The 20889-nt window shown below is 70.2% G+C and carries 24 protein-coding genes; 11 read left to right on the forward strand and 13 right to left on the reverse strand.

The annotated features are described in order from the left end of the window. The first annotated feature begins 9 nt into the window (after positions 1-9). Together FB559_RS09730 and FB559_RS09735 are read left to right on the forward strand one after the other, a co-directional pair. Complete coding sequence (locus tag FB559_RS09730; protein ID WP_141955307.1) at positions 10-630, forward strand: SAM-dependent methyltransferase; 621 nt, start codon at positions 10-12, stop codon at positions 628-630. 10 nt (positions 631-640) lie between these two features. Beyond that, positions 641-997, forward strand: coding sequence for a DUF2218 domain-containing protein (locus tag FB559_RS09735; RefSeq protein ID WP_141955308.1), 357 nt, complete (start codon positions 641-643; stop codon positions 995-997). A gap of 205 nt (positions 998-1202) precedes the next feature. On the opposite strand, the gene FB559_RS09740 is transcribed toward FB559_RS09735, so the two are convergent. Beyond that, positions 1203-1574: an ester cyclase gene (locus FB559_RS09740; RefSeq protein WP_141955309.1), complete on the reverse strand. Its 372-nt coding sequence runs from the start codon at positions 1572-1574 to the stop codon at positions 1203-1205. 106 nt (positions 1575-1680) lie between these two features. Here FB559_RS09740 and FB559_RS09745 point away from each other — a divergent pair, with 106 nt between their 5' ends. Further along, positions 1681-2253: a TetR/AcrR family transcriptional regulator gene (locus FB559_RS09745; protein WP_141955310.1), complete on the forward strand. Its 573-nt coding sequence runs from the start codon at positions 1681-1683 to the stop codon at positions 2251-2253. A 92-nt stretch (positions 2254-2345) separates the two neighbouring features. Here the strand turns inward: FB559_RS09745 and FB559_RS09750 are convergent, their stop codons facing one another. The 4 genes from FB559_RS09750 to FB559_RS09765 all read right to left on the reverse strand — a co-directional run bounded on the left by FB559_RS09750 (position 2346) and on the right by FB559_RS09765 (position 5062). Then, the gene (locus tag FB559_RS09750; protein WP_141955311.1) at positions 2346-3371 is read right to left on the reverse strand and encodes a hypothetical protein; all 1026 of its coding nucleotides are present in this window, start codon (positions 3369-3371) and stop codon (positions 2346-2348) included. Between the two features lie 194 nt (positions 3372-3565). Next, positions 3566-4348, reverse strand: coding sequence for an isocitrate lyase/PEP mutase family protein (locus FB559_RS09755; RefSeq protein WP_141955312.1), 783 nt, complete (start codon positions 4346-4348; stop codon positions 3566-3568). A 31-nt stretch (positions 4349-4379) separates the two neighbouring features. Beyond that, positions 4380-4673 (reverse strand): putative quinol monooxygenase, encoded by a 294-nt coding sequence (locus FB559_RS09760; protein ID WP_221639937.1) that lies wholly within the window; start codon positions 4671-4673, stop codon positions 4380-4382. A 44-nt stretch (positions 4674-4717) separates the two neighbouring features. Next, positions 4718-5062, reverse strand: a complete 345-nt coding sequence (locus tag FB559_RS09765) for an MFS transporter (protein ID WP_141955313.1) — start codon at positions 5060-5062, stop codon at positions 4718-4720. Here FB559_RS09765 and FB559_RS09770 point away from each other — a divergent pair. Both FB559_RS09770 and FB559_RS09775 read left to right on the forward strand, forming a co-directional pair. Beyond that, entirely contained in the window at positions 5025-5480 is a 456-nt protein-coding gene (locus FB559_RS09770) for a hypothetical protein (RefSeq protein WP_141955314.1), read from the forward strand. The two genes, FB559_RS09765 and FB559_RS09770, sit on opposite strands and share 38 nt — an antisense overlap. A gap of 58 nt (positions 5481-5538) precedes the next feature. Next, positions 5539-6171 (forward strand): TetR/AcrR family transcriptional regulator, encoded by a 633-nt coding sequence (locus FB559_RS09775; RefSeq protein WP_141955315.1) that lies wholly within the window; start codon positions 5539-5541, stop codon positions 6169-6171. A 3-nt stretch (positions 6172-6174) separates the two neighbouring features. On the opposite strand, the gene FB559_RS09780 is transcribed toward FB559_RS09775, so the two are convergent. The 8 genes from FB559_RS09780 to FB559_RS09815 form a co-directional block, all read right to left on the reverse strand. Next, positions 6175-7017 (reverse strand): GNAT family N-acetyltransferase, encoded by an 843-nt coding sequence (locus FB559_RS09780; RefSeq protein ID WP_141955316.1) that lies wholly within the window; start codon positions 7015-7017, stop codon positions 6175-6177. A gap of 10 nt (positions 7018-7027) precedes the next feature. Beyond that, on the reverse strand, positions 7028-8230 hold the full coding sequence (locus FB559_RS09785; RefSeq protein WP_141955317.1) for an MFS transporter: 1203 nt from the start codon (positions 8228-8230) through the stop codon (positions 7028-7030). 42 nt (positions 8231-8272) lie between these two features. Beyond that, complete coding sequence (locus FB559_RS09790) at positions 8273-9139, reverse strand: alpha/beta fold hydrolase (protein WP_141955318.1); 867 nt, start codon at positions 9137-9139, stop codon at positions 8273-8275. A 100-nt stretch (positions 9140-9239) separates the two neighbouring features. Further along, the gene (locus FB559_RS09795; protein WP_246121485.1) at positions 9240-9902 is read right to left on the reverse strand and encodes an HAD family hydrolase; all 663 of its coding nucleotides are present in this window, start codon (positions 9900-9902) and stop codon (positions 9240-9242) included. Positions 9903-9933: 31 nt separating this feature from the next. Beyond that, entirely contained in the window at positions 9934-11013 is a 1080-nt protein-coding gene (locus FB559_RS09800) for an ABC transporter ATP-binding protein (protein WP_141955319.1), read from the reverse strand. A gap of 1 nt (position 11014) precedes the next feature. Further along, complete coding sequence (locus FB559_RS09805) at positions 11015-11857, reverse strand: ABC transporter permease (protein ID WP_141955320.1); 843 nt, start codon at positions 11855-11857, stop codon at positions 11015-11017. After that, on the reverse strand, positions 11845-12735 hold the full coding sequence (locus FB559_RS09810) for an ABC transporter permease (RefSeq protein ID WP_141955321.1): 891 nt from the start codon (positions 12733-12735) through the stop codon (positions 11845-11847). Before FB559_RS09810 ends, FB559_RS09805 begins: the two co-directional genes overlap by 13 nt. Before the next feature lie 6 nt (positions 12736-12741). Further along, entirely contained in the window at positions 12742-13899 is a 1158-nt protein-coding gene (locus tag FB559_RS09815) for an ABC transporter substrate-binding protein (RefSeq protein ID WP_141955322.1), read from the reverse strand. Positions 13900-14139: 240 nt separating this feature from the next. On the opposite strand from FB559_RS09815, the gene FB559_RS09820 reads away from it, so the two are divergent. The 6 genes from FB559_RS09820 (at position 14140) to FB559_RS09845 (ending at position 20888) form a co-directional block, all read left to right on the forward strand. Beyond that, positions 14140-14895, forward strand: a complete 756-nt coding sequence (locus FB559_RS09820; protein ID WP_141955323.1) for a GntR family transcriptional regulator — start codon at positions 14140-14142, stop codon at positions 14893-14895. Positions 14896-14984: 89 nt separating this feature from the next. After that, entirely contained in the window at positions 14985-15554 is a 570-nt protein-coding gene (locus FB559_RS09825; protein ID WP_141955324.1) for a dihydrofolate reductase family protein, read from the forward strand. Positions 15555-15647: 93 nt separating this feature from the next. Next, complete coding sequence (argG, locus tag FB559_RS09830; protein WP_141955325.1) at positions 15648-17096, forward strand: argininosuccinate synthase; 1449 nt, start codon at positions 15648-15650, stop codon at positions 17094-17096. Between the two features lie 269 nt (positions 17097-17365). Further along, positions 17366-17803 (forward strand): Fur family transcriptional regulator, encoded by a 438-nt coding sequence (locus FB559_RS09835; RefSeq protein WP_141955326.1) that lies wholly within the window; start codon positions 17366-17368, stop codon positions 17801-17803. A 53-nt stretch (positions 17804-17856) separates the two neighbouring features. Then, positions 17857-20058, forward strand: coding sequence for a catalase/peroxidase HPI (gene katG, locus FB559_RS09840; protein WP_185792582.1), 2202 nt, complete (start codon positions 17857-17859; stop codon positions 20056-20058). A gap of 449 nt (positions 20059-20507) precedes the next feature. Beyond that, on the forward strand, positions 20508-20888 hold the full coding sequence (locus FB559_RS09845) for a YbaB/EbfC family nucleoid-associated protein (RefSeq protein WP_141955328.1): 381 nt from the start codon (positions 20508-20510) through the stop codon (positions 20886-20888). Position 20889 lies beyond the last annotated feature (1 nt).

Consider the following 20889-nt stretch of genomic DNA (forward strand, 5'->3'; position numbering starts at 1 on the left):
GAGTCGCACATGGCTGAGCGTTCGCTCCATCCTTCGCCCGGTTCGCCGTCGCCGCACGACCCGGAGGACCTGTACACCGGCCCGCCGCCGTGGGACATCGGCCGTCCCCAGGCGGCGTTTCGCGCGCTCGCCGACGCCGGAGCCATACGGGGCCGCGTACTGGACGCCGGCTGCGGGACGGGCGAGCACGCGCTCATGGCCGCCGGGCTCGGCCTGGACGTCACCGGCGTCGACCTCGCCGTCACCGCGCTGCGGACCGCGGAACGGAAGGCACGGGACCGGGAGCTGACGGCGCGCTTCCTCCACCAGGACGCCCGGCGGCTGGCCGATCTCGGTGAGTCCTTCGACACCGTGCTCGACTGCGGACTGTTCCACATCTTCGGCGGCGAGGACCGGGACGCCTACGTGGACGGCCTGCGGTCCGCGGTACGGCCGGGCGGCCGCTACTTCATGCTCGGCTTCAGCGACCGGCAACCCGGCGGCTCGGGACCGCACCAGCTGACTCGCGAGGACATCACCGGCGCGTTCGCCGAGGGATGGCGGGCCGACTCCGTCGAACCGGCCACGATCGAGGTCACCACCTCACCGGACGGCGCACGGGCATGGCTCGTCGCGCTCACCCGGATCTGAGGGCGGAGGAATGACGCTGACCGCCGAAGCCCGGATCGAGACCGACCGTCCGAGCCGCTACCTGGTCCAGCTCTGCGAGCACGCGAACGCCATGGGCGGCTCCCGCGGCCGCATGCACCCCGGACGCCGACACCACCAGGTGCAGGTCCAGGCGGAATGGTCCGACACTCACGGCGTCATCCGCTTCGAGCCATGGGGCCGGTGCACGCTGGACGCCACCTCGGCCGCGCTGCTGCTTCGTGTCGAGGCCACCGGCGAGGACGGCCTGCGGCGGCTTCAGGACATCATCGCCGCCGACCTCGCCAGGTTCGGCCGCCGCGACCACCTGACCGTGAGCTGGGCCGCCGGCCCCGATCTCACCGGATGACGTGCCGTGGACGTCCTTCCGCCGGCAGTGGGAACTACCGGGCGGCGGGATCGACCCTGGGGAGACACCGCTGCCTCGGCCGTCACTGATCATCACGGCCGGCCATGGGCGAAGGTGCTGCAGGAAGGTCGGTTCACCGGCGAGGCGATCTGGTGCCGGGTGTCCATCCCCGCCGAAGTCGACGCAGCCCCCCGCCGGGGGGTCATTACAGGTGGTCGGCGATCGCCCAGTGTTCGACGAGCCGGCCGTCTTGCACCCGGACCATGTCCATCCCCTTGATCTCGAAGCGTTCGCCGGTCGGCGGCTGTCCGAAGAAGTCCCCGGTGTGCGTGCCGCGGATGGTGTAGCGGTTGGCGACCCACTCGCCGTTCTCCACGCTGTGCTCGGTGATGACCTCCATGTCGGGGCAGCCCGCTCTCATGTGCTCCCATTTGCGCCGCCAGTCCTCGCGGCCGACGCGCCGGCCTTGGTCCAGGGACTCGGGGGCGATGTACTTCAGGCCGGTCTCCAGATCGCTGTCCTCGCGGGCCGCGATGATCGCCCTGACGACCGCCGCCGCTCCCATCTCTTCGGCCATCTGCTCTCCTCGTGTGAATCCGATAGTTAAACGGGGACAAGTCCCCGCTTGTCGCTCAGGACAATACGGGGACTCGTCCCCGGTTCGCAAGTAGGATGATCCCGAAATGGCTTCTCAACCATCACGACGGCGGGCCGACGCGCAGCGCAACCGCGAGCGCCTGCTGGCGGCCGCTGAGGCCGCGCTCAACGCCGACGGCGTCAACGCCTCGCTGGACGACATCGCCAAGGCGGCCGGAGTCGGAAACGCCACGCTCTACCGGCACTTCCCGACCCGCGAGAAGCTGATCGAGGCCGTCTACGATCACCGGATCCGCGCGCTCTGCGACGCTGCCGGAGAGCTGGCGGCATCGGGCGAGGCCGGCGAGGCGCTGGTCGACTGGCTACGCGCCGTCGTCTGCCACATCACCCAGAGCCAGGTGCTCGGTGACGCGTTCATGGCCGCCTACGAGGGCCCTGCCGACGTCGAACCGCCGCAGATCATCGCCTGGCACCGGGCTCTACGCGAGGTCGCCGCCCCGCTGCTGGGCGCGGCCCAGGCGGCCGGAGCCGTACGGCCCGACCTCGACGTGGTCGAGCTGCTCGCCCTCACCACCGCCGTGGCCCGCGCCGGGAACCCTGCCCAGGCGGGCCACTTCCTCGGTTTCCTGCTGGAGGGCATCGTCCCCCGGCCCGGCTGAGCCCGGTCCTGGTTCGCGTAACCGAAGGGGCGAGCGCGGTGACCGCGCTCGCCCCTCTTCATGCTGGATCCGAGCCTTGAGGCTCTGACGTGCTAGTGGTGGTGCGGCAGCCCGCCGATCGGACCGCCGTGGTGGATCGGGATGCCGGGCCGGTTCCAGCCGCCCGGATGGACCGGGATGACGGGATGACCGGGGTGGACCGGAATGCCAGGCCGGTTCCAGCCGCCCGGATGCACCGGGATGACGGGATGACCGGGGTGGACCGGGATACCCGGCCGGTTCCAGCCGCCCGGATGCACCGGGATGACGGGATGACCGGGGTGGACCGGGATACCCGGCCGGTTCCAGCCGCCCGGATGCACCGGGACGATGGGATGACCCGGATGGATCGGGATGCCGGGCCGGTTCCAGCCACCGGGGTGGCCCGGGGCGCCTGGACGGTTCCATCCACCCGGATAGCCCGGGCCTCCTGGACGGTTCCAGCCGCCCGGCCGGCCCGGGTGGATCCACACCGGACGGTGCAGCGTCATCCCCGGCCGATACCACCCGCCGATGTGGAAGATCGGGACCGCGGGGCGGATCCATCGGCCGTGGTAGGGCGAGGCGACCCTGAGGACCTCGGCCACCGGGGCGCCGTTCGGTACGCACTGCACCGGAACGCTGCCCGCCTCCGCGCTGTTCGCGGTGATCTCCAGGCCGCCGACCCGCAGGAAGTCGGTTCCGCCCATGACCGGCGCCCAGTCGCCGACCAGGTCACCGGCGAGCGCTCCCTGTGCCGGTACGGATCCCCCGCCACCCGCCACCTGGAAGGTCGTGTTCTCCGCGCCGCCGACGTTGATCCACGCGGTTGCGCTCCAGGAGTCGATGGGGATCGGGGACTGCAGGTTCAGGCTCGAGATGTGCAGCCGGAAGCTGGCCGGCCCGTTGAAGGCCGTCCCCGGCGAGGACAGCCATCCGTTGAGGACGGCAGGTACCTGTCCCAGATTCGAGATGTTGCACGTGTAGGCGGCCGAGAAGCCGGAGGCCTGCGCGGGTGCCTGGGCCGTGATGGCGCTGAGGCCGCCGAGCGCGAAGACCGCGGAAGCGGTCACGGCGTATTTGCCGAACGACGTAGTCATCTGAGCTCCTTGGAGTTCTGTCTCAGAGAGGACGTCATCACGGTCGCGACGCTGGACGGATGCCCGAAGGGGCCTTTTGCCAGGTCCGGTGATGATTACTACCGGACCTTGGGTGAAGCCGGCGCCCATGACCGGCGAAACGGCGCCCGATCCCCGTACGTAGGGGTCGGACGCCGTCTCACCTCAGGTGGAGGTCAGCGGCCCGCCTTCGCGTACTCGACGAGCCTGGCCTGAAGCTCCGGATAGGGCACCGCCGCCGGCGTCGCGCGCCCTTCGCGTACCGCGCCGGCCACATCGACCGCCGCACGGATGGCGGCCCGGTAGGGCAGAGAGCCCGTGCTCACCCGGCGTACGCCGAGCTCGGCCAGCTCGCTCAGCGACAGTCCGGGGATGACGAGCGTGTTCACCGGCACCGGGACGGCCTCGCAGATCTCGCGCAGGACGGCGGGTTCCGACGCGCCGGGGATGAACACCCCATCCGCACCGGCCCGTACGTAACCAGCGGCACGGGCGAGCGTTTCCCGCGGTGTGGCGTCCTGGCCGAGCCAGTAGGTGTCGACACGGGCGTTGACGAACAGACCCGGGCAGCGCTCCTTGATCGCTGCCACCTTCGCGGCGTGCCCGCCGGGGGCGATCAGCTTCTCGGCGGAGCTGTCCTCGATGTTGATCCCGGCCGCGCCGGCGGCCTCGAGCTCGGCGACGTAGGCCGCGACCTGCTCCGGATCGTCGTCGTAGCCGTCCTCGATGTCGACGCTGACGTAGACCGGCAGGGAGGACAGCGCGCGGACCAGTGCGAGGTTCGCGTCCCTGGTCACGCGTTCGCCGTCCGGGCGGCCAAGGCTCGAGGCGACCCCGAAGCTGGTCGTGCCGATCGCTGCGAAACCGGCGTCGACGAACGCCAGGGCGGACGGTACGTCCCAGGCGTTGGGCAGCAGCAGCGGCTCGGCCGCCGCGTCATGGAGCTCGTGAAACGTCATGATCTGTTACCTCCGTACGTTCAGGACCGTTCTACTCCGGGACGTCGAACATCTCGATCACGCGGTCGTCCAGCCGGGGGACGATCTCCCCGAGGACCAGTTCCTTGAAGTGGGCCGTCTCCCGGTGGGCCGCGAACGCCTCGCGTGAGGCGTAACGCTCCAGCAGGACGTAGGTCCTCGGGGCGTCGAGCTGCCGGTAGGCGGTGAAGGAGACGTTTCCGGGTTCGGTGCGGGCGGCCGCGACGAGTTTCGGCAGCAGAGCGAGCACTTCCTCTTCCTTGCCTGCGGTCATGGTGTGGCGGGCGATCACCAGGAGCTCGGGCATTCGAATGCCTTCTTTCTTCTCGGTCTTCTCGGTTTCTGCGTTGGTCATCGGGCGGCGGCCCGCCGGCGCAGGAGGAGCAGGCTCGTGGCGGCGAGCACACCGGCGCCGGCCTGGACCCACCAGGCGTGGTCGAACCCGCTCACGGAGTCGCCGGCGGTGAGGGCGACCAGCAGGGCGACGCCCAGGGCGCTGCCGACCTGACGGGACATGTTCAGCACGGCACTCCCGGTGGTGGCGCGGTTCGGGTCGAGCGAGCCCGCGGCGGCGAGCATCGGGGCCTGTGACAGGCCGCCGGAGATCCCCATGAGGACCAGTGCCGGAAGCATCGCCGTCCCGTACGAGGGCCGGTCGGTGACCATCAGCAGCCAGTACGCCGCGGCCAGCGCCATGATGAGGTTTCCCGCCACGGCCGGGCAGCGTACGGCCGAAGCGACGCTGGATCGGGCCTGCGCTGACGGCGAACCCGATGGACACGATCGGCGCCGGAGCAAGCGCGACGCCGGCCTTGAGCGGGCTGAAGCCCCATACGTTCTGCATGAACAGCGCGCTGCCGAGCAGGAAGATCGCGAACCCGGTGAAGAACGCCAGCAGCGCGACGTTGACGATGAAGAAGTCGAGCTGCGCCATGAACGCGACCGCTCCCAGCACCGCCATGATCGACCAGCGGCGACCGCCGTCCTGCGCCGCGGCGTCACCGGCCGCTCGCGCGGAGGACTTCGTCCTCGTAACCGTCGTGCGCCGCCGGTTCACGTCGCGCGCCTCGATCGAGATCCGAGTCATGAGACCTTCCGTAACTGGGCTTCATAGCCCACTAAACACCTCCCAGATTGGGCCGTCAAGCCCACTTCTGAGGTACGCTGGAGACATGGCGATCGCGGATGGACGACCCGGCAGGCTGACGCCACGGGGGTTGGCGACCAGGGAGCGGATCCTCGAGGCGGCGGCCGACCTGATCTACGCCCACGGCGTGCACGCGACGAACAACGAGCTCGTTCGCAAGGCCGCCGGGGTCAGTGGCTCACAGCTCAGCCACTACTTTCCCGACAAGGAGAGCCTCGTACGCGCGGTCATCTCCTGGCGGGCCGACTCGATGATGGGACTACGCGACTCCCCTCCGCGGGGCCCCCTGGACAGCTTCGAGGCGTTGCGGGCGTGGGCCGACTCCTACGTCCAGAATGCGAAGGTCCTCGAGGGCGGGTGCAGTTTCGGCTCGCTGGCCAGCGAGATCATGAAGACCGACCTCGACGTCCACGACGAGATCGCCGCCGGCTTCGATCGCTGGAGAGAGGTGTTCCGCTCCGGCCTGCAGGCCATGCGCGACCGTCACGACCTGCGTCGCGGCGCCGACCCCGACCGTCTCGCCTCCGTCCTCATGGCGGCCTTCCAGGGCGGCATGCTCCTCACCCAGGCCGCACGCGACGTCACCCCGCTCCGCGAGGCCCTGTACGAGGCGATCGCCCACGTCGAGTCGTATGCCCGGCGCCGTACGCCGGCCTGAGGCTCAGGGCCGTTTGACCAGGATGGCCCGGGTGTAGAGGAGATCGAAGCCGCGGCGCTGGGCGTTCTGCTGGGACTTGGACCCCGGCTGCGTGGTGACGACGGCGACGTCGCAACCGGCGCTCGCCGCGGCGGCGAGCCGGGCCGAGAACAGCGCCGTCTGGATCCCTCGCCTGCGGTGTTCGGGGGCGGTCGCCGCGCCGGTGAGCTGCGCGACGCCCTCGGCGATGCGATAGCCGGCACCGCCCGCGATGATCCCGTCCCGCAGCGCGATGTAGCGCATGACACCGGCCGCCGTGAGATCACGCATGGCCCGCGTGACGACCTCGCGCGGAAACTCCTCGTGCGAGGGCACCCCTTGCGTGTCGGGGTGGGCGACGCCTTCCACCACGACGTCGAGCCAGGGTTCGAACTCGTCCTCGCCGCTCGGCCTGACCTCAACTCCGGGCGGCGCGACGGGCTCGATCTCGCCGTCGAGGGCGAGGCCGAGCACGTTCTCGAACGACACGAGCCGGTAACCGCGTTCGGTCAGCAGGACGCCGATCGCGGGGTCGGCCAGGTGGGCGAGCTCGATCTGCACGGGGGCGCCGTTGGCGGCGAAGGCCCGCTCGATCTCCTCCAGGGTCGCCGCGCTCGGCACACCGCCGAAGCCCAGGCCCGCGACCTTGTTGAGCGGCGAGTCGTGTTCGGCGAAGCTCGCCACACCGCCGGCGACGGGAAGGACGAAGCCCCCGGTATCCGTCGTGCGACGTTGGGCCGCCTCGCTGCCCTTGGCGATGAGCTGCGTCTCGGCCCGCTCGATGCGCTCGGCCAGTGCGGTGTCGCAGAAGAGTCGCTCGGCCTTCATGCGGCCGACCCTAATCCGCCGGCCGTGTCTTGTCGCCGAGAGGCCTGATGTTGCCGGTGATCAAGGCGGCGAGCGCGAGAAGGGCGGCCACCGCGGTGAGCGCGCGCAGGACGGTGAACCGCTGGCCGAGGAACCCGATGAGCGGCGGGCCACCGAGGAAGGCGCAGTAGCCGATCGAGGCGATCACGCTGACGCGCGGGGCCGCTCTGTACGGGTCGTCGGCGCCGGCGCTCATCCCGACCGGGAACCCGAGCGAGGTGCCGGCGCCCCACAGGACGGCCCCGGCGAAGGCGACCGGGGTGGACGGGCCGAACACGAAAACGACCAGACCGACGACGGCCAGGATGGAGATGACCCGGATCACGGCGACCCGGCCGTACCGGTCGAGGAGGCCGGGCCCGGCCCACCTGCCGGCGGTCATCGCGGCGAGGAACACGGCGAACCCGAGCGTGCCGACGGTGGCCGGAACGTGGTACCCGTCGATGAGGGCCACGCTGATCCAGTCATTGCCGGTCCCCTCGGCGAAGGCGAACGCGAGGACGAAAAGGCCGATCAGGAGCGTGCGGGGCTCGGTCCAGGCCGTCCAAGAGCCGGTCGAACCCGCCTCGTCGCCGGCGGCGTCGTCGTGATCGGCGATGAACCGCCGTACCGCTGTGGGCACCACCACCCCGACGACGACGGCCACCCCGATCAGGTGCGCGGTGACGGGTACGCGCAACGCGACCATCGCGGCGCCGATCAGCGCACCGGCGACCGTGCCCAGGCTGAATCCGGCGTGGAACCGGGACATGATCGAGCGTCCCAGCCGCTGTTCGACGCGGGCACCCTGGACGTTCATGGCGACGTCCCACGCACCGTTGCCGAGGCCGACCAGGAACAGCCCGGCGACGAGGGGCAGGACGCCGGCCAGGTAGCCGAGGGCAGCGACGCCGAGCCCGGTCACGAGGAGAAGCGACATGACGGTCACGGTGCGCCGCGACCCGAGACGGTGGAGTACCGGCCCGGAGAGTGGCAACGCGACGACCGAACCGGCCGCGATCGCGAGCAGCACCAGCCCGAGCTCGGAGGGCTGGAGGTGCAGCCGGTCCCGTACCTGGGGGATCCGCGAGGCCCAGCTGGCGAACGCGAACCCCGAGCCGATGAAGGCGATGTAGGTGGCGCGCGCCGCGGCCCGTACCCGCGCATGCGAGGGAGTGGTCTCGGGCAGGATCATGACACCTCGTCAAGGCTCGGACCGATAGCCCGGAAGTGACCGTCAGTCGGTGAGAATTTCGCGCAGGGTGGCGGCGAAGGCGTCCGGCTCGCCCGTACTGCCGTATTCGCCGCCAAGGAACCCGTCGTGGCCACCGGCAAAGGTGACGGGCCTCGTTCCGAGCCGTTCGGCCACGACGAGCGCCGCCCGTCCGGCGATCATCTTGGTGGATTCGGCTCCCACGGCCATGACGACACGGCTCGACGCCGCGCGGAGTGCGTCGAAATCATGCCGGTAGTAGTTGCACGAGATGATGTTCTGCCCGACCAACGGGTTGTCGCGAGAGCCGTCGTCCTCGGCCGGCAGACCGAAGTCGGCGGGACTCGGGGCCGGCCGATCGGCGAACCCCGCCGGGATCGGGCCCTCGTGGCTGACGAGTGCGATGAATTTCGCCATCGCCGGGCCGAGGCCACTGCGCTGGTAGGTCTGGTGGATGTCGTCGCATGCGGCCAGCACCGGCTCGCGGTCCGGGAGTTCCTGGGAGGCCGGCGGCTCGTGCGCCACGAGCGTCCGTACCTGCTCCGAGTGCCGGGCCACCAGCACCAGGCCGTTGACGGCACCCCCACTGCTGGCGAAGACGTCCACCGGCCCGGCGTCCAGCGCGGAGATCAAACGGTGCAGGTCGTCCGCGTGCTCGTCGGGCGTGGACTCGGCGGCGGCGTCGGTACGCCTGCTGCGCTCCGCCCCGCGCGGATCGTAGGTCACGACCGTACGATCCGTGAAATGTCCGGCCAGCGTGGCGAATCCACGAGCGCCCATCGGCGACCCGATGAGCAACAGGACCGGCTGGGCACTCGAATCGTCGCTCCGGACGTCGTAGTGCAGAACGGCGCCCGGAACGTCGAGCGTATGAGTCTTCGGCTCGGTCATGGATGCCCCTTTTCGAGAATGCTCGATCTCCACCGGTGCAGACTCACCACACCGGCGGAACTCATCGGTCGTCGCCTACCGGAACAGACTCCGCCCCTTCCTAGGGCCCGGCCCTGGTGAGGGCCTGAAGCAACGGGACATCGGCCTGCTCCAGGCTGTCCAGTACGGCCCGTCCGGGCGCGGGCGGGATCGGAGTGACGGACGGTACGGCGAGCACCGCGCAGCCCGCGCTCTCCGCGGAACGTACCCCGACCGGGCTGTCCTCGACGGCCACGCACGCCACGGGCGGTACGCCGAGCATACGAGCGGCCAGGAGGTAGGGGTCCGGCGCGGGCTTGGTGCGTTCGGTGTCGTCGGCGGTCACGGTGACCGCGAAACGGTCGGCGCCGAGCGCGCGGAGCACGGTGTTCACGATGGAGCGCGGCGACGCGGAGACCAGGCCGACGGCGATGCCGTGTGACGGCAGGAGGTCGAGCAGCCCCGCTGCTCCGGGCCGTACCACGATCCGGCCCTCCACCCGGGTCGCGAACTCCCGGTGCAGGTCCGCCGCCAGTGAGACGGAGGAGGATCCGGTGGCACGGCGCAGCAGGGCGGCGACATGCTCCACCGGACGGCCGAGGACGTCGGGCAGATCGGCGTCGGAGAGCTCGTACCCGAGCGTGGAGGCCACCTGCCCGACCGCCTCCCACCACAGTTCCTCGGTGTCGACGAGGGTGCCGTCCATGTCGAACAGGACGGCCTTGAGCGGGTGGGAGCCGGGCACGTGACGCTCTTTCGGGCTGGGGGAACGGGGATCAGGACCGGGTGGCGACCAGGACCGGGCGGTCGGCCAGGGTCAGGGACACCGCGGCGCCCGGACCCAGCTCCGCGGCCTCGTGGGTGGCCAGGTCGGCCTTGACCAGGATCTCGCCGGGCAGCCGTACGGTCAGCCGGGTGACGGCGCCCAGGAACGCGGTGGCGACGACCCGCGCGTCGCCACCGGGTTCCGCGCCGACCCGGACCGCCTCGGGGCGTACGAGCACGTCCACGTCGGCGCCTGACGGCGCGTCGCCGTCGACCGGCAGGCGCCGGCCCAGCACCTCGACGGTACGGCCGTCCTCGGTACGGCCGGGGATGCGGTTCATGGTCCCGACGAACTCGGCGACGAACGCCGTCGCGGGACGTCCGTACAGCTCGGACGGGGGCGCGCACTGCTCCAGCCGGCCGCCGCGCATCACCGCGACGCGGTCCGCGATGGACAGTGCCTCTTCCTGGTCGTGCGTCACGAACAGGGTGGTGATGCCCAGCTCCTGCTGAAGGCGCCGGATCTCCTCGCGGAGCGTGAGCCGTACCTTGGCGTCCAGGGCCGACAGCGGCTCGTCGAGCAGGAGCACCCGTGGGCGCAGCGCGAGGGCGCGGGCGAGCGCGATGCGCTGCTGCTGGCCGCCCGACATCTGGTGGGGATAGCGGTCGCCGTGGTCGGGCAGGCCGACGAGCTCGAGCAGCTCGGCGGCGCGGGAGCGGCGCTCGGCCGTACCCACCTTGCGCATGCGGAGCCCGAACGCCACGTTGTCCAGGGCGCTGAGGTGCGGGAAGAGGCTGTAGGACTGGAAGACCATGCCCGCGTCGCGGCGATGGGCCGGGACCGGGATGACGTCGCGGCCGTCCACGAGCACTTGGCCGGAGTCCGGATGCTCGAACCCGGCCAGCATCCGCAGGGCCGTGGTCTTGCCGCAGCCGGAGGGCCCCAGGAGCGCCAGAAGCTCGCCGGAGCGGACGGTGAGGTCCAGCCCGTCCAGGGCGACGGTGGCGCCGAAGGCCCGGCGGAGCGCACGGAACTCCACGGTCGCCGCGGAGACGTCACTCAGGGCGGGGGCGGTGATGGTGTCGGTCATGTCACTCCTTGGTGGTCGCATGAGAGGCGGCGCGTCCCCCGCTGAAGGAGGCCAGCGTCAGCAGCAGCGCCCAGGTGAGCAGCAGGCTGAGGACGGAGACGGCGACGGACAGCTGGGCCTGCTCTCCGCTGACGCTGACGATCCACACGGCGAAGGGCTGGAAGCCGAGCAGCTGGGCCACGGTGAACTCGCCGAGGACGAGGGCGAGCGTGAGGAACGACGCGTTGAGCAGCGACCTGCGCAGGTTGGGCAGCACCACCCGTACGAGGGCCTGCGGCCAGCCGGCGCCGCAGCTGCGGGCGGCCTCGACGAGAGTGCGCACGTCGATCGCGCGCAGCCCGGCGTCCAACGCCCGGTGGACGAACGGCAGTGCCATCACCGTGTACGCGAGGACGAGCACGATCGGGAAGGACGGGTTCTGGATCTGCACGAAGGTCTCGAAGAACGGCGTTCTGGCCAGGTGGTCGGGGCCCCAGCGGAGCACCGTGCCGATGCCCGCCACGAACGCGATCGGCGGGACCACGAGCGGCAGCGAGCAGATCACCTCCACGACCGGCCGCAGCCGGGGCGCGCGCAACCGCAGGGTGACCATGGCCGGCACCATCAGAGCCAGCACCACGGCGATGGTGACGGCGGCCAGCCCCAGGGACAGGAGCAGACTGCGGGTGAACCCATCGGTACTGAAGATCTTCGTGTAGGCGTCCGCGTTCACCCCCTGGCCGGGTACGTCGACGGTGAAGAGCACCGACGAGGCCAGGGGTAGCAGGAAGTAGATCGCGGCGCAGCCGAGGACGACCGCGCGCCACGGGCGGGCGCCGGCCGTGGGCGAGGTCAGGCGAGCCATCGTGAGCTCCGTCGTTGCAGGGGCAGGTACACGGCCATCACCAGGCCCGCGACCACGATCATGTCGATGCTGAGCGCCAGCGCCACGTTCTGCTGGTCGACCAGGACGTTGCCGGAGATGGCGTTGGCGATCTGCAGCGTGACCAGGGGAACCGAGCTGCCGACGATGGCCGCGGCGGTGGCGTACGCGGCGAACGCGCTGCCGAAGAGCAGGACGAATCCGCCGAGCAGCGACGGGGCGAGTACCGGCAGCGCGACGTGCCGCCAGTACTGCGTGCCGGTCGCGCCGTTGTTCTGCGCCGCCTCCCGCCACTGTGAGCGCAGCCCGTCGAGGGCGGGCGTGATCGTGAGCACCATCAGGGGGATGAGGAAGTACAGGTACGTGATGGTCAGGCCCCAGAAGCTGTACAGGCTCCAGCCCGCGCCGGCCAGGCCCAGATGGCGGGTAAGCACTCCCGAGTTGCCGAGGGTGGCGACGAAGGCGAACGCCAGCGGGACCCCGCCGAAGTTGGCGAGAACCCCGGAGGCCGTGAGCACGCCTTCACGCAGCGCGCTGAACCGGGAGGTCACCACCGCCTGGGCGAGGAGCAGCCCGAGCACGGTGGCGATCACCGCGGAGACGGCGGACAGCTTGATGCTGCCCCACAGGGCCGTGAGGTAGGCGCCCTTGAGAGACGCGGTGAAGTTGGCGGCGGTGTAGGCCGTGGAGCCCGTCGCCGGGTTCTTGACGGTGAGCGAGCCGTTCAGCATGGCCAGGACGGGGACCCCGAAGCTCAGTGCGACGAACACGAGCAACGGGGCCACCGCGAGCCAGCTCACCGAGCGCCGCGCAGGGGTGGCGGCCGCTTCCGTGGCAGGGGTGAGAGTGGTCGTCGTCATGGGAGCTCAGCCGGAGACGGCGTGGCTCCAACCCTGGGCCAGCACCTGCTTGGCCTTGGTCTGCTGCGCGTCGGTCGGGAACGTCGGCGCGCCGGAGACCGCCGGCAGTTTGGCCGCGGCCGCCTGGTCCAGCGTGCCGGCCTGCTGCATGCCGGTCATCTCGGCCGGGCGGGCGTAGCCCTGGAGGAAGAAGTTCTGGCCTTCGGCGCTGTAGAGGTACTCCTGCCACAGCCGGGCCGCGGCCGGGTGCGGGGCGTCCTTGTTGATGCCCTGGGAGTAGTACTGGGCGAACTGGCCGTCGGTGGGCACGGCGACCTGCCAGTCGACCTTCTTGGCCTTGAACTCATCGCTGTAGCTCGCGTTGAGGTAGTCCCAGTCGATGCTGATCGGGGTCTCACCCTTCTCGACCGTGGCCGGGGTGGACTCCACCGGGTTGTAGTTGCCGGCCTTCTTCAGCTTGCCGAAGAAATCCAGGCCCGGCTTGATGTCGTCGAATGAGCCGCCGTTCGCCAGGGCCGCCGCGTAGACGCCGCCGAAGGCCGAACCGGACTTGTTCGGGTCGCCGTTGAGTGCGACCTGGCCCTTGTACTGGGGCTTGAGCAGGTCGGCGAAGGTCTTCGGGCACTGCTGGACCCGCTTGGCGTCACAGCCGATCGAGATGTAGCCGCCGTAGTCGTTGTACCAGCGGGCCTGCGTGTCCTTCTGCCCGGTGGGGATCTGGTCGAACGCGGCGACCTTGTACGGGGCGAGCAGGCCCTGCTGGGCGGCGCTCAGCGCGAAGGAGCTGCCGAGGTCGACGACGTCGGGCGCGCGACCCTGGCCCTTACGCGAAGTGATCGCGTTGATCTCGTCCTGGCTGCTGCCGTCCGGGTTCTCGTCGTTGATCTTGATTCCGTACTTCTTGGTGAAACCGTCGATCACCGCGCCGTAGTTGGCCCAGTCTCTCGGGAGGGCGATCGCGTTGAGCGTGCCCTCCTTCTTCGCCGCGGTGATCAGGCCCTGCGTGCCGCCGAGGTCGGCCGCCGAGGTCGCGGTGGCGGCGCTCTTGCCGCCTGCCGAGCCTCCGGTCTCCGCGGCCGGGGCGGCACCGCAGGCGCCGACGGCGAATGCGGTGAGTACGAGGCCACCGGCGAACACGGCAGGCCTCAAGAAGGATGCGGTCACTGTCTCTCCTGGGCTGTGTTGATCAACTTGTTTGAACAAGTTGACGCCAGTAAGCCGGACTCTCATGTCCTGACCGTGAATAACGACGGAACCCCGCCACGCCATCAGTGGACACTCCGTACCTGGTTGGCCGGGCGGGCGCCCCTGCGCGGGTGGTGCGGGCGACGACCGGCACCGGTTCACGTACGCTGTTCGCGCCGCGTGGACTTTGTGCGCATCGCCTGAGTGGGAGGAAGGCCGGTGGCTGCTCGACATGAGGAGATAGCCGAGGAGCTCAGGCGGGCGATCGACCGTGAGGAGTACCCGGTCGGCGCGCTCATGCCCTCCGAGGCGGAGCTCGCCGCCCGGTACGAGGTCTCCCGCGGCACGGTACGGCAGGCGGTCGCGGCACTGACCGCCGAAGGGCTCATCGGGTCCCGTCAGGGCGCCCGGCGGGTGGTGCTGACCAGCCGGCGCAGCCAGAGCTTCGCCGAACTCCGCAGCTTCGCCCAGTGGGCACGCGCGATGGGCCGCACCGCGACGGGCTCGGTGGTGTCGTCCGAGCGCCGGCCCGCGACGGCGGAGGACGCGTCACGGCTGTACCTGCGCGCCGGCACCGAGGTGCTGTACGTGCTGCGGGTACGCGAACTGGACGGCGCGCGCGTGCTCGTCGAGCGCACCGTCTACGCGGACTGGATCGCGCCGGCGGTCGAGCGCATCGAACCGGACTGCGAATCCGTCACCCAGCGGCTGTACGACGACACAGGGCTGGTCTTCGCCTATGGAGAGCACCTGATCGACGCCGTGGCGGCCGGCACCACTGACGCCAGGCTGCTGGGCGTCCGCCGTACCAGCCCCTTGCTGCGCGCGCGGCGGGTCACCACCGACCAGACCGGCCGCCCGGTCGAGTGGTCGGATGACCGCTATCGATCCGACGCCATCAACTTCGGCATCCACAACTCGATCGGCTCCAACCCTCTGGCCCGGCAGGCCGGACCGGGCCTCAGAGCCAATTGATCTCGCGATGGGTGTCGAGAACACCCTCGCGACTCCGACTTTCCCCTGAAGCGTCCGGAGAGGCGCTCGCGTCAGCAGAGGAGCTCACCATGCGAAAGATCATTTACTGGGTCCACACGTCGATCGACGGCTATGTCGCGGGGCCGGGCGGAGCGTTCGACTGGGCGTCCCTGGGGCCGGAGCTGTTCGGGTACTCCGAGGCGATGAACGAGCAGGTCGACACCCTCATGTACGGCCGGGTGGTGTGGGACATGATGGCCGCTTACTGGCCGACGGCCGATGCCGATCCCGCGACGACCGACGATCACGCCCGCGCGTTCGCCCCCTTCTTTCGCGAGACCCCGAAGGTCGTGGTCTCCCGCACGCTGGACAAGGCCGGCTTGGGCGCCCGCGTGATCGGGAGGAACCTCGCCGAGGAGGTCGAGGAGCTGAAACGGCGGCCGGGCAAGGACATCCTGCTGACCGGCGGCGCGGAGGTCGCGGCCTCCCTCTCCGAGCTCGGCCTCCTCGACGACTACCGCATCGTCGTCCACCCGGTCGTCCTCGGCGGCGGACGGCCGCTGTTCCTCGAACCGAAGGACCGCCTCGAGATGAGGCTCGTCGACTCACGGACCTTCGACTCCCAGACCGTCCTCCTGCGCTACGAACGCCGGGCCTGACGAGGGCCCCGCCCCGGTGTGCGCCACCCACCGATGTACTGGGTGGCGCACACCCCTTTGCATGTTCATGCATTAGCGTGCATACTTCTACTCATGTCCAAGGTGCTCACCTCTCTGCCTGTCGGCGAACGTGTCGGGATCGCCTTCTCCGGCGGCCTCGACACCTCGGTAGCGGTCGCGTGGATGCGCGACAAGGGTGCGGTGCCCTGCACCTACACCGCCGACATCGGCCAGTACGACGAACCCGACATCGCCTCGGTGCCCGGGCGCGCCACGGCGTACGGCGCCGAGGTCGCCCGGCTGGTCGACTGCCGGTCGGCCCTCGTGGAGGAGGGGCTCGCGGCCCTGGCCTGCGGGGCCTTCCATATCCGGTCCGGCGGCCGCAGCTACTTCAACACCACCCCGCTCGGGCGGGCCGTCACGGGCACCCTGCTGGTGCGCGCGATGCTCGATGACGACGTGCAGATCTGGGGGGACGGCTCCACCTTCAAGGGCAACGACATCGAGCGGTTCTACCGCTACGGTCTGCTCGCCAACCCCTCCCTGCGGGTCTACAAGCCATGGCTGGACGCCGACTTCGTCAGCGAGCTCGGCGGCCGCACGGAGATGTCGGAGTGGCTGCTCGCCCGCGACCTGCCCTATCGGGACAGCACGGAGAAGGCCTACTCCACCGACGCGAACATCTGGGGCGCGACCCACGAGGCCAAGTCGCTGGAGCACCTCGACGCGGGCATCGAGCTCGTCGAGCCCATCATGGGCGTACGGTTCTGGGACCCCGCCGCCGACATCCCCGCCGAGGACGTCACGATCGGCTTCGAGCAGGGGCGGCCGGCGACGATCAACGGCAAGGAGTTCTCGTCCGCCGTCGACCTGGTGCTGGAGGCCAACGCCATCGGCGGCCGGCACGGCATGGGCATGTCCGACCAGATCGAGAACCGCGTCATCGAGGCCAAGAGCCGCGGCATCTACGAGGCACCGGGGATGGCGCTGCTGCACGCGTCGTACGAACGACTGGTCAACGCGATCCACAACGAGGACACCATCGCCAGCTACCACAACGAGGGACGGCGGCTGGGCCGGCTGATGTACGAAGGCCGCTGGCTGGACCCGCAGGCGCTGATGCTGCGTGAGTCACTGCAGCGCTGGGTCGGTACGGCCGTCACCGGCGAGGTGACCCTGCGGCTGCGGCGCGGTGAGGACTACTCCATCCTGGACACGTCCGGACCGGCGTTCAGCTACCACCCGGACAAGCTCTCCATGGAACGCACCGCGGACTCCGCCTTCGGGCCGGTCGACCGCATCGGCCAGCTGACCATGCGCAACCTCGACATCGCCGACTCCCGCGCCAAGCTCGAGCAGTACGCCGGACTCGGCATGGTCGGCAGCGCGCATCCGACACTGATCGGCGCCGCACAGGCCGCCTCGACCGGCCTGATCGGCGCGATGCCCGAGGGCGGCGCCGAGGCGATCGCCTCTCGGGGCAACATCCCCGGCGACGACGAACTCCTCGACCACGCCGCGATGGAGTCCGGCACCGACTGACGCGAAAGCCCTCCGCCCGCCATGGCCGCGAGCTCTAAGCTGCCCCGCATGCGCCTCACCCGATCAGATCCTCGGGGCTGACGGGCAGGGCGGGTGAGCCGGGTGCACGTCGCGAAGAGCGAAGGTCCGGCCGCTGCGTCTGACCGGTAGCCGGTGGAGACGGGCACTCGCGTCACCCCGTGGCGGGCGAACGTTGCCGAACGCGACATCAGACTTGCACTATTTGTTGTCTTGAACCAGTCGTGTTTATAGCGATAGGTTCTGGCGCTATGACCGCATCCCAGACGCCGACCATCGCCGAGGAGCTTCGCGGTGCCGGCCTGCGGGTGACGGCCGCCCGCGTCGCTCTGCTCAAGACCGTCCGGGACGGTGACCACCTCGGCGTGGAGGCGATCGCCTCCGGGGTGCGTGATCGCGTGGGCCATGTCTCCCTCCAAGCCGTGTACGAGGCCCTTCACGCGCTCACCGCGGCGGGACTCGTACGCCGCATCGAGCCGGCCGGCAGCCCGGCCCGGTTCGAGGGCCGCGTCGGGGACAACCACCATCACGTCGTGTGCCGGTCGTGCGGTGTCGTCGCCGACGTCGACTGCGCCGTCGGTGAGGTGCCCTGCCTGACCGCGTCCAACGACCGCGGCTTCGTGATCGACGAGGCCGAGGTCATCTACTGGGGCCTTTGCCCCGACTGCTCCACCGCAACCAGTCCCTGAGCACACCCGGAAGGATTTCAGTGTCTGACAAGCCTGACGCCGTTGTCGGCGACATGAACGAGGAGAGCGCGGGCGGATGCCCGGTCTCGGCCGGACGCTTCAATCACCCCACTGAGGGCGGGAGCAACCGTGACTGGTGGCCGAACCGGCTCAACCTGACGATTCTGCGCAAGCACCCCGCCGTGGCCAACCCCATGGGCGAGGACTTCGACTACGCCGCGGAGTTCAAGACCGTCGACCTCGACGCCCTGGCGAGGGACGTCGACGAGGTGCTGACGACGTCGCAGGAGTGGTGGCCCGCCGACTTCGGCCACTACGGCCCGTTCATGATCCGGATGGCGTGGCACAGCGCCGGCACGTACCGCATCGACGACGGCCGCGGGGGTGCGGGCGCCGGCATGCAGCGTTTCGCGCCGCTCAACAGCTGGCCCGACAACGGCAACCTCGACAAGGCACGCCGGCTGCTCTGGCCGGTGAAGAAGAAGTACGGCCGCAAGATCTCGTGGGCCGACCTGATGATCTTTACGGGCAACCGCGCCCTGGAGACGATGGGCTTCACGACCTTCGGCTTCGCCGGTGGCCGGGAGGACGTCTGGGAGCCCGACGAGGACGTCTACTGGGGGCCCGAGCGCACCTGGCTGGGCGACGACCGGTACACCGGTGACCGCGAGCTGGAGAACCCGCTGGCCGCGGTCCAGATGGGCCTCATCTACGTCAACCCCGAGGGCCCGAACGGCAACCCGGACCCGCTCGCCGCGGCCCGTGACATCCGCGAGACGTTCGCGCGGATGGCCATGAACGACGAGGAGACCATCGCGCTGATCGCGGGTGGGCACACGTTCGGCAAGACCCACGGCGCGGCCGACCCGGACCAGTACGTCGGCGCCGAGCCCGAGGGCGCCGCTCTGGAGGAGCAGGGCCTCGGCTGGAAGAACACCTTCGGGACCGGCAAGGGCCGTGACGCGATCACCAGCGGCATCGAGGTCACCTGGACGGCCACGCCGACGACGTGGAGCAACAGCTTCTTCGACAACCTCTTCGGTTACGAGTGGGAGCTGACCAAGAGCCCCGCCGGGGCCAACCAGTGGCAGCCGAAGGACGGCGCCGGGGCCGGCACCGTACCGGACCCCGAGGACGGTTCGCTGTCGCGGCCGCCGACGATGCTGACGACCGACCTCGCGCTGCGCTTCGACCCGATCTACGAACCGATCTCGCGCCGCTTCCACGAGAACCCCCAGGAGTTCGCCGACGCGTTCGCCCGTGCGTGGTTCAAGCTGACGCACCGCGACATGGGCCCGATCCAGCGCTACCTCGGCCCGCTGGTCCCGCAGGAGACGCTGATCTGGCAGGACCCCGTCCCCGCCCTCGACCACGAGCTCGTCGGGGACGAGGACGTCGCGGCGCTCAAGGACAAGATCCTCGGCTCCGGGCTGTCGGTCTCCCAGCTCGTCTCCACCGCATGGGCGTCGGCCTCGACGTTCCGCGGCAGCGACAAGCGCGGCGGGGCGAACGGCGCGCGCATCCGCCTCGAGCCGCAGAACGGGTGGGAGGTCAACGACCCCGACACCCTGGCGACGGTGCTGCGCACGCTCGAGGGCGTCCAGGAGGCCTTCAACAGCTCCCAGACCGGCGGGAAGAAGATCTCGCTCGCCGACCTCATCGTGCTCGGCGGGTGTGCCGCCGTCGAGCAGGCCGCCAAGAACGCCGGCCACGACATCCAGGTCCCCTTCACGCCGGGACGTACGGACGCGTCGCAGGAGCAGACCGACGGGGAGTCCTTCGCCCCGCTCGAGCCGACCGCCGACGGGTTCCGCAACTACCGCGGAAAGGGCGACCGGCTGCCGTCCGAGTTCCTCCTGGTCGACCGCGCGAACCTGCTGACCCTGAGCGCACCCGAGATGACCGTCCTCGTGGGCGGCCTGCGTGTCCTGGGTGCGAACACCGGTCAGTCCCCGCTGGGCGTCCTCACCTCGACGCCCGGGACGCTGACCAACGACTTCTTCGCGAACCTGCTGGACATGGGTACGGAGTGGACGGCGGTGTCGGAGGACGCGGAGACCTTCGAGGGCCGCGACCGCGCCACGGGCGAGGTCAGGTGGACCGGCAGCCGCTCCGACCTCGTCTTCGGGTCGAACTCCGAGCTGCGCGCAGTCGCGGAGGTCTACGCGAGTGACGACGCGAAGGACAAGTTCACCCGCGACTTCGTCGCGGCGTGGGACAAGGTGATGAACCTCGACCGGTACGACCTGGTCTGATCATGACGTCCAGGCCGGCCCACACCGGCCGGCCTGGACGCCCTCTGCCGGTGTACCTCTGTGAACCGGTTGCCGAGCTTGAGGCCATCCTCGCCGGCGACCTCTTGGAATTCTGACCCCGGCCCGTAAGGGTCCGTCCGCGCGCCCGGCCACGGCCGGAGCCACGCGAGCTCGCGGCTCGATCACGGCACCAGAGACAGATTTGTGAAGTCCTGGCAGTCGCGAGCGTACGGCAACGCCGCCCATTCACCCCGTCATTTCAAAGGGACCTGAAAAGGTACCCCGGTCGTTTTCAAAGCACCTGAAAAGCCTGGACCGCGAGCGAGCCGAATCTGAGGATGACCACGCCCGCCGGTTCCGTATGAGGCCGGTCGGCCGCGATGCACCCGAGCCGGGTGGCATCGGCCGGGCGATCAGCCTGAGTGGACGGGACTGGCGAGGGGGACAAGGTGAGCGCGCCTCAAGGCGGCATGCCGGCGGACTACGGGCGACGGCTGGAAGAGCTACGGCGGTTGCGGAGCGACGTCGACGACGTGACCGCCACTGCCAGATCCCGCAACGGCGACGTGTGGCTGGAGGTCGGCGCGAGCGGCGAGCTGCGCGCCATCCGGTTCGGCCCGCAGGCACTGAAGCAGCTGAGCGCCCAGCGGCTGGCCCAGACGATCATGACGCTGGTCACCGAGGCACGTGAGGACGCGGCCGGCCGGGCGAAGGAGATGACCGCCGCGTTCCTCCCGGAGGACATGGCGGAGCGCCTGCGCGATGGCGAGACGGACCTCATGGCCTTTCTTCCACCCCCTCCCCGCGTTCCGGAATTCGGCCAGGACTGAG

This window comes from Actinoallomurus bryophytorum (assembly GCF_006716425.1).
GTDB classification, from domain to species: domain Bacteria; phylum Actinomycetota; class Actinomycetes; order Streptosporangiales; family Streptosporangiaceae; genus Actinoallomurus; species Actinoallomurus bryophytorum.